At 48.3% G+C, this 22,619-nt stretch carries 21 protein-coding genes; 12 read left to right on the top strand and 9 right to left on the bottom strand.

What is annotated here, in order from left to right:
• Positions 1-26: 26 nt before the first annotated feature.
• The 3 genes from Q1B11_RS09490 to Q1B11_RS09480 all read left to right on the top strand — a co-directional run bounded on the left by Q1B11_RS09490 (position 27) and on the right by Q1B11_RS09480 (position 3,825).
• The gene (locus Q1B11_RS09490) at positions 27-974 is read left to right on the top strand and encodes a 2-dehydropantoate 2-reductase (protein ID WP_299731235.1); all 948 of its coding nucleotides are present in this window, start codon (positions 27-29) and stop codon (positions 972-974) included.
• 201 nt (positions 975-1,175) lie between these two features.
• Positions 1,176-2,051, top strand: coding sequence for a carboxylating nicotinate-nucleotide diphosphorylase (nadC, locus tag Q1B11_RS09485; protein ID WP_299731232.1), 876 nt, complete (start codon positions 1,176-1,178; stop codon positions 2,049-2,051).
• Positions 2,052-2,124: 73 nt separating this feature from the next.
• Positions 2,125-3,825, top strand: a complete 1,701-nt coding sequence (locus Q1B11_RS09480) for a hypothetical protein (RefSeq protein ID WP_299731229.1) — start codon at positions 2,125-2,127, stop codon at positions 3,823-3,825.
• 130 nt (positions 3,826-3,955) lie between these two features.
• Here Q1B11_RS09480 and Q1B11_RS09475 read toward each other — a convergent pair whose 3' ends face one another.
• On the bottom strand, positions 3,956-4,387 hold the full coding sequence (locus tag Q1B11_RS09475; protein ID WP_299731226.1) for a prepilin-type N-terminal cleavage/methylation domain-containing protein: 432 nt from the start codon (positions 4,385-4,387) through the stop codon (positions 3,956-3,958).
• 235 nt (positions 4,388-4,622) lie between these two features.
• Here Q1B11_RS09475 and Q1B11_RS09470 point away from each other — a divergent pair, with 235 nt between their 5' ends.
• Positions 4,623-5,087, top strand: coding sequence for a hypothetical protein (locus tag Q1B11_RS09470; protein ID WP_299731223.1), 465 nt, complete (start codon positions 4,623-4,625; stop codon positions 5,085-5,087).
• 96 nt (positions 5,088-5,183) lie between these two features.
• Here the strand turns inward: Q1B11_RS09470 and Q1B11_RS09465 are convergent, their stop codons facing one another.
• The 3 genes from Q1B11_RS09465 to Q1B11_RS09455 all read right to left on the bottom strand — a co-directional run bounded on the left by Q1B11_RS09465 (position 5,184) and on the right by Q1B11_RS09455 (position 6,439).
• Positions 5,184-5,408: a BrnA antitoxin family protein gene (locus tag Q1B11_RS09465; RefSeq protein WP_067515152.1), complete on the bottom strand. Its 225-nt coding sequence runs from the start codon at positions 5,406-5,408 to the stop codon at positions 5,184-5,186.
• Positions 5,405-5,692: a BrnT family toxin gene (locus Q1B11_RS09460; protein WP_299731217.1), complete on the bottom strand. Its 288-nt coding sequence runs from the start codon at positions 5,690-5,692 to the stop codon at positions 5,405-5,407. The genes Q1B11_RS09465 and Q1B11_RS09460 overlap by 4 nt, the downstream gene beginning before the upstream one ends.
• A gap of 300 nt (positions 5,693-5,992) precedes the next feature.
• Complete coding sequence (locus Q1B11_RS09455; protein ID WP_299731214.1) at positions 5,993-6,439, bottom strand: pilin; 447 nt, start codon at positions 6,437-6,439, stop codon at positions 5,993-5,995.
• A 40-nt stretch (positions 6,440-6,479) separates the two neighbouring features.
• Here Q1B11_RS09455 and Q1B11_RS09450 point away from each other — a divergent pair, with 40 nt between their 5' ends.
• The 3 genes from Q1B11_RS09450 to pilB all read left to right on the top strand — a co-directional run bounded on the left by Q1B11_RS09450 (position 6,480) and on the right by pilB (position 8,932).
• Positions 6,480-6,674 (top strand): type II toxin-antitoxin system VapB family antitoxin, encoded by a 195-nt coding sequence (locus Q1B11_RS09450; protein ID WP_299731211.1) that lies wholly within the window; start codon positions 6,480-6,482, stop codon positions 6,672-6,674.
• Positions 6,671-7,063 carry a PIN domain nuclease gene (locus Q1B11_RS09445; RefSeq protein ID WP_299731208.1) on the top strand — a complete coding sequence of 131 codons (393 nt, stop codon included), beginning with the start codon at positions 6,671-6,673 and terminating at the stop codon, positions 7,061-7,063. The genes Q1B11_RS09450 and Q1B11_RS09445 overlap by 4 nt, the downstream gene beginning before the upstream one ends.
• A 159-nt stretch (positions 7,064-7,222) precedes the next feature.
• A complete protein-coding gene (pilB, locus tag Q1B11_RS09440) occupies positions 7,223-8,932 on the top strand; it encodes a type IV-A pilus assembly ATPase PilB (protein WP_299731205.1) in 1,710 nt (569 codons plus the stop codon).
• A gap of 109 nt (positions 8,933-9,041) precedes the next feature.
• Here the strand turns inward: pilB and putA are convergent, their stop codons facing one another.
• A complete protein-coding gene (gene putA, locus Q1B11_RS09435) occupies positions 9,042-12,224 on the bottom strand; it encodes a bifunctional proline dehydrogenase/L-glutamate gamma-semialdehyde dehydrogenase PutA (RefSeq protein WP_299731202.1) in 3,183 nt (1,060 codons plus the stop codon).
• Between the two features lie 351 nt (positions 12,225-12,575).
• Here putA and Q1B11_RS09430 point away from each other — a divergent pair, with 351 nt between their 5' ends.
• Complete coding sequence (locus Q1B11_RS09430; protein WP_299731199.1) at positions 12,576-14,027, top strand: hypothetical protein; 1,452 nt, start codon at positions 12,576-12,578, stop codon at positions 14,025-14,027.
• 140 nt (positions 14,028-14,167) lie between these two features.
• On the opposite strand, the gene Q1B11_RS09425 is transcribed toward Q1B11_RS09430, so the two are convergent.
• Positions 14,168-15,229 (bottom strand): PLP-dependent cysteine synthase family protein, encoded by a 1,062-nt coding sequence (locus tag Q1B11_RS09425; protein WP_299731196.1) that lies wholly within the window; start codon positions 15,227-15,229, stop codon positions 14,168-14,170.
• 300 nt (positions 15,230-15,529) lie between these two features.
• Here Q1B11_RS09425 and Q1B11_RS09420 point away from each other — a divergent pair, with 300 nt between their 5' ends.
• Positions 15,530-16,651, top strand: a complete 1,122-nt coding sequence (locus Q1B11_RS09420) for a hypothetical protein (protein ID WP_299731193.1) — start codon at positions 15,530-15,532, stop codon at positions 16,649-16,651.
• A gap of 51 nt (positions 16,652-16,702) precedes the next feature.
• On the opposite strand, the gene folB is transcribed toward Q1B11_RS09420, so the two are convergent.
• The 3 genes from folB to Q1B11_RS09405 all read right to left on the bottom strand — a co-directional run bounded on the left by folB (position 16,703) and on the right by Q1B11_RS09405 (position 18,832).
• Positions 16,703-17,074 (bottom strand): dihydroneopterin aldolase, encoded by a 372-nt coding sequence (gene folB, locus Q1B11_RS09415; RefSeq protein WP_299731190.1) that lies wholly within the window; start codon positions 17,072-17,074, stop codon positions 16,703-16,705.
• A 33-nt stretch (positions 17,075-17,107) separates the two neighbouring features.
• Positions 17,108-18,142 carry a tRNA (adenosine(37)-N6)-threonylcarbamoyltransferase complex transferase subunit TsaD gene (gene tsaD / locus Q1B11_RS09410; RefSeq protein WP_299731187.1) on the bottom strand — a complete coding sequence of 345 codons (1,035 nt, stop codon included), beginning with the start codon at positions 18,140-18,142 and terminating at the stop codon, positions 17,108-17,110.
• Between the two features lie 126 nt (positions 18,143-18,268).
• Positions 18,269-18,832, bottom strand: a complete 564-nt coding sequence (locus Q1B11_RS09405; RefSeq protein WP_299731184.1) for a hypothetical protein — start codon at positions 18,830-18,832, stop codon at positions 18,269-18,271.
• Between the two features lie 851 nt (positions 18,833-19,683).
• Between Q1B11_RS09405 and rpsU the strand changes: the two genes are divergently transcribed.
• From rpsU to dnaG, 3 genes are all read left to right on the top strand, one after another.
• The gene (gene rpsU, locus Q1B11_RS09400; RefSeq protein ID WP_067515164.1) at positions 19,684-19,899 is read left to right on the top strand and encodes a 30S ribosomal protein S21; all 216 of its coding nucleotides are present in this window, start codon (positions 19,684-19,686) and stop codon (positions 19,897-19,899) included.
• Positions 19,900-19,981: 82 nt separating this feature from the next.
• A complete protein-coding gene (locus Q1B11_RS09395; RefSeq protein WP_299731179.1) occupies positions 19,982-20,431 on the top strand; it encodes a GatB/YqeY domain-containing protein in 450 nt (149 codons plus the stop codon).
• Positions 20,432-20,525: 94 nt separating this feature from the next.
• A complete protein-coding gene (dnaG, locus tag Q1B11_RS09390) occupies positions 20,526-22,502 on the top strand; it encodes a DNA primase (RefSeq protein WP_299731176.1) in 1,977 nt (658 codons plus the stop codon).
• Positions 22,503-22,619: the final 117 nt, after the last annotated feature.

Raw genomic sequence — 22,619 nt, 5'->3', positions numbered from 1 at the left:
AAAAGCTATCTGAGTATAGGCAGCAAATGATAAACTTCGCCCTTTTTATTCCGTTGATTATGAACGCTTTGCCTCAGGAAACTTGGTACATTCTAGGCGCCGGCAGCATTGGCTGCTTATGGGCTGCATCACTTTGCCGCAAAGGGCTGCCCGTTGCTCTAATTCTCAGAGAGCATCGGCTGAAGAGTGAACAACATCAGCAAGCGTTAACACTTTCTGCTGAAGGTGAGACACATCATTTTCAAGTGAATACGACAACGCCAGCCCATCTTAAATACCCGATTTCCCGATTGATTGTTTGCACGAAAGCACAGGACGCTTTGCCCGCTTTAGAATCTCTCCGACCGCATTTAGCGAATACGTGCAAAATTCTTCTGCTGCAAAATGGCATGGGCAGCCAACAGGCCATTGCCAAGACTTTTCCTGAGTACACTATCTGGGCGGGTAGCAGCACCGATGGTGCTTATTTGGAAGCGCCTTTTCATGTTGTTCACGCCGGCAAAGGACGTAACTGGATTGGCCCAATGACAACATCACCCCCAGATACTTTTGATGAGCTGCTAAACAACTTCCCCCTTTCAGTAGACACCTGTGAGCACATAGAGGAAAAACTCTGGCACAAGCTTGCTATCAATTGTTGCATCAATGGTTTAACAGCCTTGTTCAGCTGCCGTAATGGTGAACTTCTGGATGGCACAGAACGTCAACAGCAGCTTGAACAACTGATAGAAGAAACAGCGCTGATTCTGCAACAATCGGGAATGAAGAACCCACACCTCAAAGAGCAGGTCTTCAACGTTTGCCAGGCAACCGCTAACAATATCTCCTCAACCTGTCAGGATGCCCGGCTTGGACGAATAACGGAGCTACCATTTATCAACGGCTTCCTTATCAACAGAGCCAGGGTATTGAACCTGCCGTTACCTGCTCACCAATCGCTGCTACAACAGCTGCGAGAGAAAAACATTGAATAGCAGGCTCTTCGATCTACAAGAATCTCTGCATTCTCTTTATACCCATCGCCTTTCAAGTTGCTACTTTGTTGGCTGCGCGCGCTCACCCCGATCACCTACTCGATGTAGGCTCACGGGGCTTCACTTACTTGCCGCCGCGTAGCAACTTAAAATCCTTTGGGTATATAATCCCCCGAAATTTGAATAAAAGCCGGCAGTACCATGACTTCATTTACCTTGCCCGATACATTGCTCACGCTTCTTCCAGGGGCTATCGACAGCAATGTCCAACAGACCCTTGCTGAAGACATTGGCTCAGGGGATATCACCGCCTCGCTGATTCCGGAATCCCAAATGGCCGAAGCCAGAATCATCTGCCGGGATCGTGCGATCATTTGTGGTCGCCCATGGGTGGACGAAGTATTCCGTCAGGTTGACCCGGATGTTCAGCTGGAATGGCAGGTAGAAGAAGGCGAACAGGTTGAGCCCAATCAAACCTTGCTCACCCTGAAAGGCAAAGCCCGCAGCCTGTTAACCGGCGAACGCAATGCCATGAACTTTCTCCAGACGCTCTCTGGCACCGCTACCCGTTGCCGGCACTATGCAAATCTGGTGAAGAACACCCAAGTTAAACTACTCGATACCCGAAAAACCCTGCCCGGGCTGCGAGTTGCTCAGAAATACGCCGTTGCCGCTGGCGGCTGTTTTAATCATCGCATTGGTCTGTTTGATGCGTTCCTGATCAAAGAGAACCACATCGCAGCCTGTGGCGGCATTGCCCAGGCGATTGTTAAAGCCAGAGACATCGCCCCCGGCAAACCGGTTGAGATTGAAGTGGAAAGTATGAATGAGTTTCGCATCGCCCGGGAAGCCGGTGCGGATATCATCATGCTGGATAATTTCCCACTCCAACAGCTCAATGAAACCGTGAAGCTCAATCAAACCCTGACTGGAAAAGCACCAAAGCTGGAAGCGTCTGGCGGCATCACGGATCAAACGTTGTTGCCTATTGCTGAAACCGGTGTGGATTTTATTTCCATTGGTACGCTGACCAAGGATTGCCAATCGGTGGATTTATCCATGCGGATTATTGATTAATTGGTAACGTCATACCCATGCTTCATTCAGCATGGGTATGACGTTTTTTTCGTTTTCATGTTTTAATCAAAGTATGAAAACAATAACCACTATTGTATTACTTCTGCTGCCATTCACTGTCTTTGCACACTTTTCACAACCCTGCCCTGAATGGAACAAAGCGGCCGCGACAGCCAATATGCAAAGGCTGGTGCAAGAGATTCGTTATCACGATGATCTCTATTTTAACCAGAACTCCCCGGTTATCAGTGATGATGAATACGATTCCCTAACTCGGAAATTAACATTTTGGACACACTGTTTTCCGAATATCCCGGTAACTAAGCAGCCTCATAAACCCCATGACAAATATACGATTCTTCACCATAGCCCAATGGGAAGCCTGAGAAAGGCTTCGGATGAAAAGGATGTACACCAATTTTTAGACAGCCTGCCTAATCAGCAATTACTGGTGCAACCAAAAATCGACGGCATTGCCGTTGAATTAATTTACAAGAATGGAAAGCTCACCAGCGCATCGACCCGAGGCAATGGCGAATATGGTATGGATATTCTTCAGCATATTGAAGAAATACCAGCGATCCCAAAAGAGATACGTTTCCCTTCGCAGCCATTGATTGTTCTTCATGGTGAATTGTTTATTCGGTTAGATAAAATACCCGACGCAATGCTTGCATCATTCGCTTCTGCTCGACATTTCATCGCTGGCCTTGTTAATCGGAAGACGCCTGATTCACAACAGTTACAGTATGCTGACTTCTTCCCTTGGCACTGGATAAACAGCCCTTATGAAACAGCATCCGAGTCTATTACACAGCTGAACCGATTTGGATTCAGTGCTCTACAACAGAATACTTTCCCGGTCACAACTTTTGAACAAATCGAACTCCTACGACAACGTTACAATAATAAGAAGCAACCTGACTTCCTGATGGACGGCATCGTGATCAAAGCCAATGATCTGAAATTTCGACAAGATGCCGGATGGTCTGGTGATGCCCCCAACTGGGCTCTGGCTTGGAAATTCACCGCCAAAGCAGCCACCACACAAGTTAAAGAGATTGAATTCACTATTGGCAGAACCGGGAGAATCACACCGGTTTTAATTCTGGAGCCAGTGGAGATTCAGGGAAAGACCATCGCCAGAATTTCTCTTGGAAGCCTTTCTACACTACAGAAAAAAGACATTGCTGTTCTCGATCAGATGAGTTTGCACTTGAAAGGTGGCGCCATCCCTGTATTTGGAAAAGTACTTTTTCGGCCTGAAGATCGGGAGCAACCTCAATATCCAGACCCGGAAAAATATACGCCTCTAACCTGTCTGAGCTATTCGCCGGATTGTGAGCAACAATTTATAGCGCGGATACTTTGGCTCGCCGGCAAGCAAGGTCTTTATTTGCCCATCGATCGTTCAATCATTCAAAAATTAATAGTTGCAGGAAATACCCAATCACTGCCTGATCTATTACTGGTAACAAGTGATCAGTTACAAGCTGTCGGTATGAATCATTCTGACAGCACAGCATTGATTGCCGCCATCAAAAAACCAAAAGGCCTTGAGCAACAGATTCGTGCTCTTGGTATCCCCGGGCTGGGACGTCAAAAGCTGAGCCTTTTGCTGACGTGTATAACGGAACTTGAGGAGTTACTGACGTTTACGGAAAGTAAGACAATACAATGCGCTACTTCAGGTTTTCGAGGTCACGGTTTGATGAAAGAGTATCTGGAGATGGAGGAAGTGAGAAGGTTGATTAAATTTATGAATAGTCGGTGACTGGAGAAGGGTATACGTTCCCACACTAAGCGAGGTTGTCGCAAAAGCCCTGATTCCCATGTTTTGCGTGGGAACGAGATATTTGGAGTTTTGCGACACCCTCTAATAAGCGTGGGAACGAGATCAACTCTTAAAGACCTGCAGCCCATTTTTTATAAGCATCTGTAGCGGCAATGTTTGTACCTGCTGCAGTTGAAACAGTCCAGTTAATACCATCTGTTGTGGTGATAGCAACAGTTTCAGCGTTTAAGGGGCCTCCCGGCGTTACTGTAATTACGGGACCAGCAGTTGCAGTAGGGTCTGTATACGCTACTTTACTGGTATCAGATATCCCCATAGCAGTTTCCGTACAGGAAGATAGCGCATTTGATACTGCACATACTCCAACGGCTGTACGAAACGAGCTAGCTTCTGAAAGCGCTGCAGCAACCTGAGCATTTTTGGTGTAGTTCTGATACTGCGGAATCGCAACCGCTGCCAGAATACCGATAATCGCCACGACGATCATCAATTCAATCAGGGTAAAACCCGACTGCTTTTGTCTAGACATCCATGTTTTCATAGCCTTTTCCTCAACGTTGGGTTATTCACAGCACTGCGATCCATTGCAGCCTTGTCGGCATTGGCCTGCAGCCCTTTAATAAGCCTAGGAAAGGCATATCCGTTCCGCTTCAATTCACAAAGAAGCCCGTCGACCCATTGTTCCGCCCGTCAATAAAAGCACTCTTTTGTCCTCTTATTTTCTGCTGATTGACCGATAGACAGATTAATGTCGGTTCGGTGCTCAGGGTGGGAAGATGAACTTTGAAAATAGAGTGTTGGTGAGGGATCGTTATCAATCCTGGGTTTTACGAGGCGGGCTATTGCTGATTGTCTTACTATCCGCGGTGGTGGTTATCTTTGCCAGTATGCAATACCTGTATCAGCAACAGGTAGAGCGTTATTTCTCAGCGATCAATGAAGCGGAATCGTCTGTCGATGAGGGTTCATTGATTATATCCACGGCGGACCACTGGATTACGGCGTCAGGTATAAAAAAGGACATCTATAAACCTCTGCTGGATGAGAAGCTGGGGGCTTATCTAAGCCATCGTTATATCGGGTGGCATAGCAACTATAAAGACTGGCTCAATAGCCAGAATGGGCGTGCGTTCTTTTTGATGTATGAAGTGCAGTATGAAAAAGGGAGCAGTGAAGAGTCGTTTCTGTTTAATGGGTTTGACGCTTCACGGATTTTGGCGCGGGAGGTGATGGTTAATTGATGTGTTGAAAGCTTCTTGTTTATGAATGCATTGCTCCCAAATGCGGTTGCCATACCACCAAGTTTAGCGGCTGCCGAAGGCAATCCGCTGGATTTTTTATGTCCTGGCTTGCCACGAGATATCAATTTTCCGATGTTGCGTCACACAGTCTTTAAGGTAAAGATTGATGAGGCTTTGATAGGGTACGCCTGTTTCTTCTGCCATCTTTTTAAAATAATCTATAACATCTTCACCAAGCCTCATGGTGACTGGTTTTTTCAGTTTTGAGGCATATGGATTCTTGCGGGACTTCATTTTGGACAGATCATATTCATCTTTCATGACAACCCCCCTTCATAGTATTTGCGCTCATTATTCGTAGCTTTACGTGCTGAGATAATGCGAATTGATTGACCAGAATCTCTCTCACAATGACAAACAAGAAGAACTCTTGATTCATGACTAAGACCAACCATTAAAAATCTATCTTCAAAGCCTGAATTTTCTTCATCATAATATTGGACGGCATATTCATCATAAAATACGCTCTTTGCCTCCTCAAAAGAGATACCATGCTTTTTTAGATTGGATAAGTCTTTAGCCTTATCCCATTCAAATTTAACCATAAATACATTGTATGTACTGAATATATTTTGGTCAAGATATCTCGTTCCCATGCTCCAGCGTGGGAATGCATACCGAACTTTCCGACAAAGCACCGTCGGTAACCCAAAGGGTTGCCGACAACAAAACCCGAAACAATACCATGCGCCAATCATTGCATACGCAATATCAGAAGCAAGATTAGGAGATATTAAATGAGAAGAAATAAAGCGGGATTGGTATTTGCGGTGGGTTTGAATGTCGGCAATCCCGTTGGGATTACCGACCTACCTGGCTCGGAACGTGGGAAGGAGATCCGGTAATTAGTCGCTGCACAAGCCTGCTGCAACACAAGTACCAGTTACAGCCCAAGTAATCTGACCATTAGCCAGCGTACCAGTCATGATGTATGTAGGTTGAGCACCAGCTCCAGTGCCAACAGGTTCAAGGTTTTGAGCAGTTGCTGTCACAATAACTTCGTCCGCATTTGCACCGGCAGTAGCCGCTACTGACGCAACGTTTCCACTAGCAGCAACATTGCTTACACCATTACTGCCATCAATGCAGTTTGCATTAAAGGTAGTTGCAGTTGCTGCTGTCTGACCACATATTTCTACAGCTGTTTTGACCGCTGTCGTAGCAGTAACTACCTCTGAGAATCTAGCTCTCTGCGTATAAGTCTGATAAGCATGTTGTCGAATTTTGTTGTCGGCAACCCTACGGTACTCAGCCTGATTTGCCAGCCCAACAAATCCATCTACAATACACAAATAGATAATAATTCATACACATCACTCTGGAAGATAAACCATGCGAACCAATATCGTGATCAATGATGAGTTAATGGAGCAGGCGCTGAAAAGCAGTGGCCTTAGCACGAAAAAAGAAGCCGTAGAGGCCGGGTTGAAAGCATTAATCCAGCTGAGCAAGCAACGGAAAATCCGCCAACTCCGAGGCAAGCTTCAATGGGATGGTGATTTGAATGATATGAGAAATCAGCATTGATTTTGGTAGACTCTTCCGTTTGGATTGATTATTTCAACGGTAAGCGGACACCGGAAACTGATCGCCTTAATCAGCTATTAGACAATCAGTTTCTGGTAATGGGTGACTTGATTCTCACTGAAGTACTGCAAGGGTTTAGAAAACAAAGCGATTTTGATCAGGCAAAGCGCCTGCTAACTGAGCTGGAAACCTTTTCTTTATGCTCTCCGTCTCTTGCACTGGCAAGCGCTGATAACTTTCGTAAGCTCAGGCAAAGAGGCATTACCATTCGAAAAACCATTGATGTAATCATTACCACCTGGTGCATAGAACACAACGCTTCACTGCTTCACTCCGATCGGGATTTTCAACCTTTTGTGGAACATCTTCACCTTAAAACGGTGCTGTGAAGCTGATTCGTCGGCAACCCTACGCAGCTCAAAGCAGGGCAACAAGATGTGCTGTACAACACAAAATCCCCTTAACTATCCGCCATTTATGCTGATATAGTACTTATCATTCTCTAAACACTCCCCCCTCAGGGATAGATACGGGTACAGACACGGGTTATGGCAAACAAACCTCTGACAGGGCTGGCCGCCCGCCTGCTGGCTGATAAATTGATGGATGAAATGGCCATCCGTCAGGCAGAAGCCGGTGCCGCCCAGGCTCAGCAATCTCTTTTCCGATACCTTCTTGATAAAAAACAGGTGAACCCAAAAGGGCTGATGTTGGCCGTTGCGGAAGAGTTTGGCTTGCCGGTGATGGATCTGGCTGCGTACGATAAAGCCCACTTCCCAACCAACGTGGTGCAGGAAAAGCTGATCCGCAAGCACAATGTGCTGCCGCTGATAAAGCGCGGCTCCATGTTGTTTATTGCTATTTCTGACCCTTCAGATCACCACGGTCTGGATGAAATCCGCTTCAACACGGGTTTAACCATGAACCCGGTGCTGGCTGAAGAAAGCCAGCTGACGAAGATGATTGACAAGACGCTGGATGATTCCAGCCAGGCCATGTCGGATCTGGACGATGAAGAACTTGGCAACCTGGAAGACCTTGAAGTCAGCGCTGTTGACGACGATGCGCCAGGGGACGATGGTGGCGGTGGTCAAGATGACACACCTGTGGTTAAGTTCGTTAACAAAATGCTGCTCACCGCTATTAAAGGCGGCGCATCGGATCTTCACTTTGAGCCTTATGAGAAAGCCTTCCGGGTTCGTTTTCGTACCGATGGTGTACTGCACGAAGTCGCCCGCCCTCCCGTTGGTTTGAGCCCACGAATTGCCTCCCGTCTTAAAATTATGTCTGCTATGGACATTTCTGAGCGCCGGAAGCCTCAGGATGGCCGTATCAAGATGAAGCTGTCCAAAACCAAGGCTATCGACTTCCGGGTAAACACCCTGCCCACACTGTGGGGCGAAAAAATCGTACTGCGTATTCTTGATCCATCCAGCGCCAAAATGGGGATCGACGCGCTGGGTTATGAAGACGCTCAGAAGCAAATGTACATGGATGCCCTGCATCAACCGCAGGGTATGATTCTGGTTACTGGCCCCACCGGTTCTGGTAAAACCGTATCGCTTTATACCGGCCTGAACATTCTGAACACGCCGGAGCGAAACATCTCCACAGCGGAAGACCCGGTGGAAATTAACCTGGAAGGTATCAATCAGGTTAACGTGAATCCGAAACAGGGCATGGACTTTGGTCAGGCGCTGCGGGCATTCCTTCGTCAGGACCCGGACATCATCATGGTGGGCGAGATTCGAGATCTGGAAACCGCTAACATTGCCATTAAAGCGGCTCAGACCGGGCACATGGTAATGTCCACCCTGCACACCAACAGCGCAGCAGAAACCCTGACCCGTATGCAGAACATGGGTGTGCCCTCGTTCAACATTGCTACGTCCGTCAGCTTGATTATTGCCCAGCGGTTGGCTCGAAGGTTGTGCAGTGGCTGCAAAGTTAAAATGAAAATCCCAACTGAAACACTGCTGGAAGAAGGCTTTACCGTTGAGCAGGCCGCTAAGGCCGAAATCTATGGTCCTAAAGGCTGTGAAAACTGCAACAATGGTTATAAAGGCCGCGTGGGTATTTATGAGGTTGTGGCTATTACACCGGGCATGCAGCAGATCATTATGGAAGAAGGCAACTCTCTGCAAATCTCAAAGCAAGCCGAGAAGGAAGGCTTTAACAACCTTCGACAATCTGGCCTGCTGAAAGTATTGCAAGGTGTCACCAGTTTGGAAGAAGTGAACCGTGTGACGCAGGAGTAACTTCCCCCACTCAAAAACATACCAGCCGTAGGTCGGTAATTCTGTAAGAATTGCCGACATCTCTCAGGCCTGTAGATGCCGATTGTCGGCAACCCTCCGGGTTACCGACCTACCCTTCTCCCAGAGTTAACAACGTCGCATTCCCACCAACAGCCGTGGTGTTAATGGTTAACGTCTGCTCCGTCGCAAAGCGCAACAGGTAGTGCGGCCCACCGGCTTTTGGCCCGGTTCCCGAAAGCCCTTGCCCACCAAATGGCTGAACACCAACGACAGCGCCCGTCTGGTTTCGATTGATGTAAGTATTACCGGTTTTTACCCGCTCCGTAATATACGACGCCGTGACTTCATTACGACTATGAATACCCAGTGTCAGGCCATAACCGGAACCATTAATCTCGTCAATCACAGCCGAGAGCTTGCTGGCCTTGAAACGAATCACGTGCAAAATCGGGCCAAAATGCTCTTTCTCCAGCTGACGTATGCTGTCAATCTCAAACGCTACCGGCGCAATAAAACTGCCATTTCTGCAGCTCTCAGGTAAGCGACACTCTGCCAATAATGTTGCTTCCTGCTTCATGCGATCAATATGCGCCTGCAAGCCTTGGCGGGCACGTTCATCAATCACTGGCCCAATATCTGTTGCGTGCAATGACGGATTTCCCACCACCAGCTCAGCCATGGCACCCTGCAATAAGCCAATCACTCGATCAGCAATATCTTCCTGCACGTAGAGCACTCGCAACGCAGAACAACGCTGCCCTGCACTGCCAAAGGCAGATAAGATCACATCCTGAACCACCTGTTCCGGCAACGCAGTGGAATCCACAATCATGGCATTCTGGCCGCCGGTTTCAGCAATGAGCGGCACAATCGCTCCGTGTCGGTTTGCCAGGGTTTGATTGATCTTGCGGGCGGTTTCTGTTGATCCGGTGAAGGCGACACCGGCAATGCGTTCATCCATCACCAAACGGCTGCCCAACTGCGCACCATCACCGGGCAAACACTGAATCACATCACCGGGAATCCCCGCTGCCAACATTAACTCCACCGCTCTGCCGGCAATCAGGCTGGTTTGCTCTGCAGGCTTAGCAATCACCGCATTCCCCGCCGCCAGTGCCGCCGTCACTTGCCCGAGGAAAATGGCCAATGGAAAGTTCCAGGGGCTGATGCACAAAAACACGCCACGCCCGCTGAACCGAAGTTCATTGGATTCTCCGGTAGGCCCGGGCATCACCAATGGTTCCGCAAACTTCTCCCGTGCCTGATTGGCGTAATAACGACAAAAATCCACCGCCTCGCGAATTTCATCAATGGCATCGTGAATGGTTTTGCCCGCTTCCCGGTGACACAAGGCTACGAGCTCTTCCCGATGAGTTTCCAGCAACTCAGCCAGATTTTCGAGGCACTCTGCTCTCTGTTCTGCTGGCGCCCGACTCCATTTTTCAAAACCGGCAACCGCACTGTTCAACGCTGTTTCGACACTGCTTTCATCTGCCCAGCTCATCTTGCCAACACTGTCAGAGCGCTGATAGGGACAGGTTATTTCTGCGGTATTCGACGCAGCCACCAACGCGCCATTCAACCATGCGCCCTGCTGCCAGGAGTGAGACATAAAACGCGCAACTTGTTCCCGGAAAGGTTGCCATTCGCTTTCCACATCAATATTCACGCCTCGAGCATTCAATCGACCATCGCCGTATATCTTCGGCGGTAGAGGAATCCGGTCATTATGAAAACAGGTTTTCTGTCTCAATAAATCCACCGGGTGTTGCACCAGTTCGGCCACCGGGGTTTTCGCATCCACCAGCCGGTGAACAAAAGAAGAGTTCGCACCGTTTTCCAACAACCGCCGAACCAGATAAGGCAACAAATCTTTGTGGCTACCCACCGGCGCGTAAATCCGCACTGGGGTTTGATGCTCTTCCAGCACGCGGTTATAAAGCGCATCGCCCATGCCGTGGAGCCGCTGAAATTCAAAAGCGCCAAAATCATCCGCGCCTTCACGTTCCGCCATCACCAATACGCTGGCAACGGTATGCGCATTGTGGGTAGCGAACTGTGGATAAATAGCGCCTCTCGCCAATTCAGACAGTAAAAAACGGGCGCACACTAAATAAGCGACATCCGTCCCTTCTTTTCGCGTATACACCGGATAACCCGAAAGCCCCTGCTGCTGGCAAAGTTTAATCTCGCTGTCCCAGTAAGCGCCCTTTACCAGACGAACCGGAATACGATCCCCCTGTTCCCGAGCCAATGCCACCAGCCAACATAAAGACGGCAACGCACGTTTGCCATAAGCCTGAATCACCAAACCAAAACCGCCCCAGCCCTGGCAATCCGGATGTCGGTAAACCTGTTCAAACACTTCTAAAAACAGTTCGTGGCGATCTTGCTCTTCCGCATCCATATTGATCGCTACATTCCCGGCACGAGCTTCGCGCACCAGTTCCAGAACCACCGGCACCAGTTCCTTGATTACGCGCGCTTTCTGAGCGACTTCATAGCGGGGATGCAAAGCAGACAATTTGATCGACACACCACAGCGACCCGGTTTCTGATTGTCAGGTTCCGCTGCCACAGTACGAATAGCCGCGAGATATTCTTCAAAATATCGTCGAGCATCATCGCCGGTCAGAGCGGATTCACCGAGCATATCAAAGGAGTAGCTATAACCTTTGCTTCGAGGTTTCGAACCGTTTTTCAACGCCTCTTTAATGGTTCGCCCAAGCACAAAATGACGCCCCATGATTTTCATGGCCTGATTCACCGCCTGACGAATCACCGGCTCCCCAAGCCGATTCACCAGTTTGCCAATCACGCTACTGGCTGAGCTATCTTCGTTAGCATCTAGGCTGACCACTTTACCGGTCAGTAACAATCCCCAGGTGGAAGCGTTCACCAACAGAGAATCACTTTGGCTCAGGTGCTGCTTCCAGTCCGCCACACTCAGTTTGTCGCGGATCAGCGCATCGGCGGTCTGACTGTCTGGAATTCGCATCAGCGCTTCCGCCAGACACATCAGTAAAATGCCTTCACGGGTATCCAGGCTGTACTGCAACAACAGCGCATCAATCATATGAATACTGTCATCACTGCCGCGAACTTGCTCGATCAACTCTGAAGCGCGGTTGCCAATAACATGATAATCGTCTGGGTATTCATCCAGCACCGCCACCAACTCTTGCAGCCAGGCGGTTTCATCAATGGCATAGTGAGGGGAAATAGACGGCCATAAACGAGCCGCAGGGCGATTAAGAAAATCCTGACAGAATGCATCTCTGGCCTGAAACATGGGGTTCTCCATTCTATGAGTGCTTATCACCAGACTCATTTCTGTTTATTCTTGAAGTATCACGCACTTTGCCAGCAGGATCACTGCCGAGCAAAGCATTTCCAATATTGACCAAAGTGCTGAGCATATCAGCTCAAGCATCGTTCTAACATAGAACCTATTTTATAAAACCCATGACGTTTAAACGAACACCCGCCTCAAATAAAAAATTCACTATTGATGCATCGAAAACTAATTTCTTAATGGTATAGAACCCTTCGTTTAGTCCTTTGTCGAAGTTGCAGTCATCTCAGAAAAAACAATGAAGAGATGTCTATCCCAATTCAATAATACCTGAATAAGGACTAAACAATGCTAGGCGCTACCCAATCATGTCTATTACAACATCAATCTGCTAATTCTTTACCACAATCCGCTCAAGAATCTTTAGTTAAAGAAGGCACTACAACAGATGGAACTGCCGTCAAAGAGCAACCTGGCGCACAGCCTAAATTAGCTGCTCAAGATAACCCATCTCAAGCAGGTGCAGCTAGTCAGCCAGAAAATACACCTGTAGGGGAAAGACAAGCCTATAAAACTACAAACGGAGATAACTCTGCCTCTGTAAAACCGGAACAACAAACCGACTCAACTTCGAGCAAAGCTGAAGAAAAAACAAATACTTCCGACAGTAGTAGCTTTAGTAATCTACTAAACCAGGCAGCGACCATTTTCAACGGGTATGATTCTCTCATCACTTATTCCGAAGTGTCAGCAGAGAAACAAGAAGGTAACCCTAAATCAGAAACACCATCTCAAGCAGGTGCAGCTAGTCAGTCAGAAAATACACCTGTAGCGGAAAGACAAGCCTATAAAACTACAAACGGAGATAACTCTGCCTCTGTAAAACCGGAACAACAAACCGACTCAACTTCGAGCAAAGCTGAAGAAAAAACAAATACTTCCGACAGTAGTAGCTTTAGTAATCTACTAAACCAGGCAGCGACCATTTTCAACGGGTATGATTCTCTCATCACTAATTCCGAAGTGTCAGCAGAGAAACAAGAAGGTAACCCTAAATCAGAAACACCATCTCAAGCCGGGCAACCATCGGCATCAGCTCCTGCAAACGCAGCCGACGAGTCTAAAGAGGCAGCGCCACAAGACTCTTTAGCCAGAACCGACATGTCTGAAGAGACATCAGCACCAGCCTCTTCAGCCAGAACCGACAAGCCTGAAGAGGCACCAGCACAAGCTTCTTCAGAGGGAGCTATCGATCCTTCAACAACTCAAAATACTCCTTCAACAACTCAAAAAACTACAGATGGACTTTTCGCTCGCTTAAACGATACGACATCGTCTCAGAAGCGGCTGCAGGAGTCATTAACATCACGTTCTGCCCATTTGGAAGGCTTTACAAGCAAATCACTCAATGCAAATGAAAAGCTTCGGAGTCAGTATGAAAAATCACAGGCTAAGTTGACAGAGGCTACGTTAGAAAGTGCTAAGTTGACAGAGGCTTTAGAGCGGAGTGTAGGAATGACAGAGGCTTTAGAGCGGAGTGTAGGAATGACAGAACATATGAAAGCGATGGTAGCTGATCTTCAAGAAGAGGTCTCAGAGATCAAATTGAGAGACGGCCATTTGTGGGACTTGGTTAGGGAGAATGCTAAAGACGGCACTAGAAGGGCTGAGCTTAATGCAGAACAAGTACGCAATGCGAATGAGGTATTTTTGAGTCAACTATCAGAACTTGAGCCACTATCAGGACCTAGCCTAATAGGAGAAGAAGGGATTGGTAGTGATGATGATGATCGTATGTAGAGTAACAACCTTCAGGGGTGAATACGACAGCAGCAATGCCTCTAAAGTTAAGCCTATGATGTAAACACAACGAAAACCCTCTCGAAAATAGGCTACTTTTCCATGTAGCCTTTATTATATCAATGCTTTTTTTAAACTGATTATTTCATAGCATTAATCAAGTCATTCAATTTTTCTTGCCACAAGGCTATATCGCCAATTTCTGCTTTCACCCAGTTTGGGTTGTAACATGTGTCCAGATAGCGGTCGCCGCTGTCGCACAGTAGTGTCACAATAGCGCCTTGCTCCCCTTTCTGCTGCATTTCATGGGCAATCTGAAGCGCTCCAAATAAATTGGTTCCTGTACTGGGTCCGGCTTTTCGCCCGAGTATCTGCTCCAGCCAATGCACCGTAGCAATGGCTGCGCCATCGGGAATGCGCCTCATATCATCAATCACACCGGGCACAAACGACGGCTCAACCCTTGGACGACCAATGCCTTCTATACGGGAGCTTTTGCTGATAACCAGATTCTCATCACCGCTGTGGTAAAAGTCATGGAACACCGAATGATCCGGATCAACCACACACAGTTTACTGTCCAGTTTCTGGTAGCGAATATAACGCCCAATGGTGGCAGATGTGCCGCCGGTGCCTGCGCTCATCACTATCCATGAAGGTATTGCCCAAGGCTCGGCACTCATCTGCCGAAAAATAGATTCAGCAATATTATTGTTGCCACGCCAATCGGTTGCTCGCTCCGCATAGGTAAACTGATCCATGTAATGCCCATCCAGGGCAGTCGCTAACCGCTGGGACTCTGCGTAAATTTCACTGGAGCTGTTCACCAGATGGCACTGGCCGCCATAAAACTCAATCTGTCGTATTTTCTGAGCCGACGTGGAGCGCGGCATGACGGCAATAAATGGCAAACCTAACAACCGGGCAAAGTAAGCTTCCGAAACCGCTGTGCTGCCGGAAGAGGATTCAATAACCGTAGTGCCCTGGTTGATCCAACCGTTGCAGATACCGTAGAGAAATAACGATCTGGCCAGCCGGTGTTTTAAACTGCCGGTTGGGTGGGTACTTTCATCTTTCAGGTACAACTGAATACCCGTCAGCTGTGGTAAATCCAGCTTAACCAAATGAGTATCAGCCGTTCTCTGGAAGTCGGCATCAATTTTGCCGATGGCTTCACGGGTCCACTGTGTACTGCTCATCATTATCCTCCAAAAAGCTAACCTCCAGATTTAACAGATTAGTCAACTATTGTCTCATACCAATTCTGCTTTTTAATTGTGGGCTGCGCAGCCATTTTGACCGACTGGATCTGCGTTGAAGTTCCTCGCCATAGCTACCACCCACAGGGCGTAAAGGCTATGACTCGTCTCTTCGCCTTTATGCCCTGTGGGTATTGCCCAGTCGCCCAAAATAACTTGCTCACTCCATAATTTAAAAGCGACATTGGTATTATTCTGATATAAAAGAATTTTGCTTTCTTCATTTTAAGGCGCTGTTTCACTATGCAGATTTATCGGGTTGGTGGTGCTGTTCGGGATAAGCTGCTGGGTTTGCCGGTCAAAGATCAGGACTGGGTTGTGGTTGGCGCCTCGCCGGAGATCATGAAAGCAAAAGGCTTCCAACCCGTGGGCAAAGACTTTCCGGTGTTTCTGCATCCTCAAACCAAAGAAGAATACGCTCTGGCAAGAACCGAGCGCAAAAGCGGCCATGGTTATGGCGGGTTCACTTTTCACACGGCCAGTGATGTCACCCTTGAAGAAGACCTGCTTCGCAGAGACTTGACCATTAACGCCATGGCAGAAGACGAAACAGGTCGTATCATCGATCCGTACGGTGGTCAGAAAGATCTCGAAAATCGCATTCTCCGTCACGTCTCCGAGGCCTTTGCTGAAGACCCCCTGCGCATTCTTCGCACTGCTCGCTTTGCTGCCCGCCTCGCGCCCATGAAGTTTACCATTGCTGATGAAACACTGGCGCTTATGACCACCATGGTTAGCAGTGGCGAAGTATCCTTTCTCGTCGCTGAACGGGTATGGCAGGAAACCCGAAATGCGCTGATGGAAGACAACCCTGACCAGTACTTTATTATTCTCCAGCAGTGCGGGGCGTTGAATATTGTGCTTCCGGAGCTTTGTCATTCACAACTTAATAAAGCATTAACCTACTCGAACAAAGCGGCGGGTCATAAATCACCTGATCTGGTTCGCTTTAGCTGCCTGTTTATTTCTGATGATGCTCAGAACAATTTATCCGAGAGCCTCAGGACTTTGTCCAAACGGCTGCGTTTGCCATCTGCGTTTGTCGAACAGGCTCGCCTGATCACTGACCACACCCAACAAGCCCGGCAGCTTTGTATAGATTTGCAAGCAGCAGACATGATGTCGCTGTTTAATGCCACGGATGCCCTGAGGCGGCCAGAGCGTTTTCATTTTTTTCTGGATGCGCTTGCCATTGCTTTTCAGGAAGTGCAATTGAAAAGAGATTTTATTCTTGAATGTTTAACGCACTGCCTTCAGATCAAAGCAAAAGATCTTATGTCGGAAACAGTAAAGGGAAAGGCGTTAGGTCTGGCCTTAGAACAGGCAAGAGTGAATTGCATTAGCGGTATTCTTAAAAAGCATTAGAATAACTGCGTTTTTTGATCACCCTGAACTCAGAGTGATCATTTCAATGGATTAAATATCCAGCGCCGCCATTTGCTCACGGCTTCTCTCACACCACACGGTTGCCATCGCACTTTTCAAAGCCTGAGGTTTGCGAATAGTGATCGCCACTTTATCCACAGGGTAATGCTCCATCATCAGTTTGATGATTCCACCGGCCAACGCTTCAATCAACTGATAACGGGAAGCGGCACAAAACCCTCTGACCCGCTGGGTGATCGCGTCATAATCCAGAGCATCCTGCAGATCATCACTGGCAAAGGCATGGGTAAAGTCGGTCGTTAGTTCCAGATCTAATATCAATGGCTGCGGCGCATCGTGCTCAAACTCATAGACACCAATGACCGCCTGCGTCTCAATCGCTTCAATTCGTACTTTATCCATGCAGGATACTCCTCATTCCAGACATCGTTTACATCAGCTGACGGCTTCGAGCTGATCCATAGGCCATCGCGGCACCGGCACTACTTCAGGGCCATCATTCTGACCAGCCACCAGACGCTGGCAGCCGGCATAGGCAATCATCGCGCCATTATCGGTGCAGAATTGTGGGCGAGCATAACGTAATTCGCCACCTTCTTTAGCAACCATGGATTCAAGCGACACCCTGAGAGAGGTGTTCGCACTGACACCACCAGCAATAATAAGCTGCTTCATGCCCGTCTGCTGAAGCGCTCTGCGGCACTTGATGGTCAGGGTTGCCACGACCGCATCCTGAAAAGCCCGGGCAATGTCTGCTCGATCCTGCTCGCTCAGTTCGCCACCTGACGCTTCCCGGCACTTGGCAACGGTATTCAGCGTGAAGGTTTTTAAACCACTGAAACTAAAATCCAGACCCGGACGGTCCGTCATTGGCCTTGGGAAGCGGAATCGACCCTCTGTACCTTTCTCAGCCAGTCGGGAAATCGCTGGCCCACCGGGATAATCCAGCCCCAGCATAGCCGCGACTTTATCAAAGGCCTCGCCAGCGGCATCATCCACCGACTCCCCCAGTAAATGATATTGCCCAATACCATCCACTTGAACCAGCTGGGTGTGCCCGCCAGAAACCAGCAGGGCAACAAATGGGAAAGCAATTGGGTTATCTTCCAACATGGGCGCCAGCAAATGGCCTTCCATATGATGCACACCGATGGAAGGGACATCCCACGCCCAGGCCAGCGCTTTGCCCACACAGGCGCCCACCATTAATGCACCTACCAAACCCGGGCCACGGGTGTAAGCGACTGCTTCAATGTCTGTTTTTTTAAGACCCGCCTGATCAAGCACTTCACTAATCAATGGCAGCACTCGCTGGATATGATCCCTGGAGGCCAGTTCAGGAACGACGCCGCCGTAATCAACGTGCATATCGATCTGACTGAACAGCGCATCCCCCAACAGTCCTTTTTTGCTGTCGTAAAGGGCGATGCCGGTTTCATCGCAGGAAGTTTCTATCCCGAGGACAACCATGTGTAGTGAACCTTACATTTATTAACGGGGGTAATAATAACTGCCGGACAAACAAAAATCCCGTTTGTAACAGAAGCTGTTGCAAACGGGATTTTTTTGTTTTGATTACGTGGTATGGCGAGAAAACTAAAAATCGTAGTTAAAGACGAGTCCGACCTTTCCTAAGCCAATGGCAACCCCATACTGCGGGCCGTCATCGACCGGCCCCTGAAGAAGGTCAGAAACAACGGCGCCCACCAAGCTGCCCAACGCTTCTGCGGCAAGGTCATCTTTATTGAATTCTTTTTGCGCAAGGTCATCAATTAAACCGGGCACCACGCCCAAACCAGTCGCCAGAAACACCCTCGCCCAGCGCGAGTTATCAAAAACGCCATACTTACGGAGCCTCGTCTGGCTGGTTGCACCGGTCAACACTGCCAGTCCAAAGTGTCGTTTCTCACTTCTGCTGAAATCATCAGAAAATAAAGCGCCGACACTGATAGCACTCAAGCCTGCAGCCCACCAGCCCCGGTAATGGTAACCATTTGCTGACCCATCGCTATAAAAGAGTGGTGAAGGCTCATCTGAGTTATCTGGGGTTTCCAAGGCATCAGACTGATCGGCATGAACGAGCATCGGGCAAACCAGCAGCGCATAAATTAGCAACTGCCTTACCACGGAAAAAGTATTTGGAATCCATACAAGCTTCATCGGAACGTCCCTGGTCACGACATAAACATCGAAACCCAGATCATTAATTAAGGTAATGATCTGGGTTCCACTTCTTCAGGTACGGCTTAATCCTTGTAATTGGAGGGTACTTGTACTGCCAACAACGCCTTCCATTTGTCAGACTAGGGGGCGATTTAACCGTTTTGTCACCGGCATACCCAGTGGTGGATAAGCCGTATTTCAGCGTGATAAATGGGAAAGAGTGAGCGGGCTTTCATCTTTCTCTGCCAAAACCTTACTCCGACATGGTGTCCGTTCACCGTTTTTTGACGCCCGATAACACGCTCAAAATCACGCTCAGACAACCTATATTGGACTTATACCAATTCTGTTTTTAAATTATGGGCTGCGCAGTCATTTTGACCGACTGGATCAGCGTTGAAGTTCCTCGCCATAGCTACCACCCACAGGGCGTAAATACCCACAGGGCACAAGGGCTATGACTCGTCTCTTCGCCTTTATGCCCTGTGGGTATTGCCTAGTCGCCCAAAATAACTTGCTCGTTCCAAAATTTAAAAACGCCATTGGTATTACTTTCCAGGCACCCAAGAATCAACCGTTGAGAACGGCATTTTTTGCATTTTGGTAGAATAACCTTTAAAATTCGCGCCCTTGAAAAACTACGATTAATCCGACCTGATTCAGTGGATATTAGTACTAAATTACAAGTTGAAAATCTTTTTAACTCGCTATTCAGTTCAGTAAACACCCGGCCGAATGATCGTATTCGCGCAGCATTGGCTGTATTTCTGCCATGAACTTGCTACTGAGTCCATCAGACCCAGGGGTTTATGGGACACAACTTGTTATAAAAGGAAGGTGATCTCTGCATGCCTGCTGTTAAAGTTAAAGAGAATGAACCGTTTGACGTAGCCCTGCGCCGTTTCAAGCGCTCCTGTGAAAAAGCTGGTGTTCTGGCTGAAGTGCGTCGTCGTGAGCACTACGAAAAGCCTACCACTGTTCGCAAGCGTAAGGCCGCTGCTGCTGTTAAGCGTCATCTTAAAAAACTACAGCGCGAGCAGCGTCGTCGTGAACGTCTGTATTGATTGATTGGCTTTTGCCAGTTACATCAATCCAATGATTGTTCCGTTCGATCTTAATATTACGTATTGAATATGGAGAGATGAGATGAGTGATTGCACCGTCAGAGATACTCTGACAGACGCCATGAAGGACGCCATGCGCAATCGCGACAAACCTCGTCTGGGTACTATCCGTTTGGCGCTTGCCGAGCTGAAACGTATTGAGATCGACGAAAAATCATTAGACGATCAACGTGCCCTGGCCGTATTGGACAAAATGGTAAAGCAACGTCGCGATGCCATTGAACAGTTCAACGCGGCTGGCCGCACGGATTTATCCGACCAGGAACAACTCGAACTCGATATTCTTACGGAATATCTCCCCACCCCACTGACCGACACCGAAATCACCGAACTGGTGGATAATGCCATCCAGAGTACTGGTGCATCTTCTATGGCGGATATGGGCAAAGTGATGGCTATCGTTAAGCCTCAGGCTCAAGGCCGGGCAGACATGTCATCCATCAGCAAAATCGTAAAATCCCGACTGGGTTAATCTGCCCAAGCGACGACGACCAGCATGACACCCTCCCAAGCGGGTGATAGTATCCTTTACTCTCCACATCCTGTTTCAGGCGCAGACAATTTCTATGGCCGGGCGCATTCCCCAGTACTTTATTGATGACTTGCTCACCCGCATTGACATCGTTGATGTCATCGATCATCGGGTAAAACTCAAGAAAACCGGTCGCAACTATTCTGCCTGCTGCCCTTTCCATCAGGAAAAAACACCGTCGTTCTCCGTCAGTCCGGACAAACAGTTCTATTACTGCTTTGGCTGTGGCGCCAGTGGTAATGCCCTTGGCTTTGTTATGGATTTCGAGCATCTGGACTTCCCGGAGGCAGTGGATACTCTGGCAGGCCAATTAGGCCTCGATGTGCCACGGGAAGAAAACGCCCTGAAAAATCGCGGCCCTGACCACACCGAACTGTACAACCTTATGAATAAGGCTGTGGATTTCTATACCGGGCAATTGAAGCAACATAATCACTCGCCACGAGCCACCAGCTATCTGAAAAACCGCGGTCTGAATGCAGCCACCTGCCAACACTTTGCCATTGGCTTTGCCCCACCGGGCTGGGACAACCTGAAAAGCGAGCTGGCCACTTCACCAGAAAAAGAACTGCAACTGATCAACACCGGCATGCTGGTGAAAAATGAAGATCGCAACACGATTTATGACCGCTTCCGTGATCGCATTATTTTTCCGATCCGTGACAGTCGCGGCCGCTACATCGCTTTTGGTGGCCGAGTATTAGGTGATGAGAAACCCAAATACCTGAACTCGCCAGAATCACCGATTTTCCACAAAGGAAAAGAACTTTACGGTTTATGGGAAGCCCGACAGGCCAACCGCAAGCTAAACCGCATCCTTGTGGTTGAAGGTTACATGGATGTGGTCGCACTGGCCCAACAAGGCATCACTAACGCCGTTGCCACTCTGGGCACTGCCACAACACCCGATCACATGGTTCGGCTTTTCAAAGTCGTCAGCGAAGTTGTCTTTTGCTTTGATGGCGACGATGCGGGTCGACGCGCCGCATGGCGAGCGCTGGAATCCACTTTGCCTAATATGCAGGATGGTCGTCAGGCGCGCTTTTTGTTTCTTCCTCAGGGCGAAGATCCGGATAGCATGGTGCAACAGGAAGGCGCGGAACAATTTAACGAGCGCATTAAAACTCAGGCGATCAGCCTGGACAATCTATTGTTCCGCGAATTGGAGTCTGAGCTCGATCTGACCACCATGGATGGACGGGCACGCCTTGCCAAATTGGCACAACCATACATCGACAAACTACCGGAAGGTTTGTTCCACCAACTGTTACTGAAAAAGCTGTCGGATCACACGGGGCTGGATACGCATTATCTGCAGGCACACTTCAAAGAAACCGCTCAGGCCAAAGAGCAACAACGCTCTGTTCAAGCAGAGGCAGAAAAAGCCGCCCAACCCACTCCTCAGTTGGCACCCACAAGCAGTTACGAAACCACCTATTCCTACGACCACAGTTATTCCGAAGCCGCTTTTCAGAGTTCGGACTACAGCTCAGACCGGGATGATTATTTTTCTCTCGAACAACAATCATTCCCAGCCATCACAACCAGACGACACAGTACAAAACTGTCATCCTGCGGTTATGCCATACGACAATTGCTCTGTAATCCGGAGTTTGCCAGCGAAGTTGCCGAACCGCTTAGCGATCTAAAGTTACCTGACAATTCAGATAGCTCGTTATTGATCGAATTGTTAACCGTGCTCAAAAAAAATCCAGCCATGAAAACCAGCACACTGATTGCTCAATGGTATGGCACCGAAAAAGGCGACCGCTTGAAAGTACTGGCTGCTCTTGACCACGGGACCGCGGCGCATTCTGAGGAATTTCTCGATACCATCGCAACCATTCGCAAAAGTAACGTTGAAGTACAGAGCAAAAATCTGCACAGCAGCTTTCTCAACACCAGCCTGCAGAATAAAAAACCAAGCCAGCTAGACGACGAAACACGAAAAAAATATCTGGAACTACTTGAAAGTAAGCGACAGAGTCTCAATTATAAAAAAAGTGAATGATCGTTATTAGTAGGCAAGTAGTTTTTAAGCAGTAAAAAATAACTGCATCCCGTTGAATATTAGGTATACTTGAATGTCATTGTGTCCCGTGGAACTGCATTATTGGCCACAAATCTA

It is taken from the genome of uncultured Endozoicomonas sp., assembly GCF_947495845.1.
GTDB lineage: Bacteria > Pseudomonadota > Gammaproteobacteria > Pseudomonadales > Endozoicomonadaceae > Endozoicomonas.
This window is presented reverse-complemented; position numbering and strand designations above follow the sequence as displayed.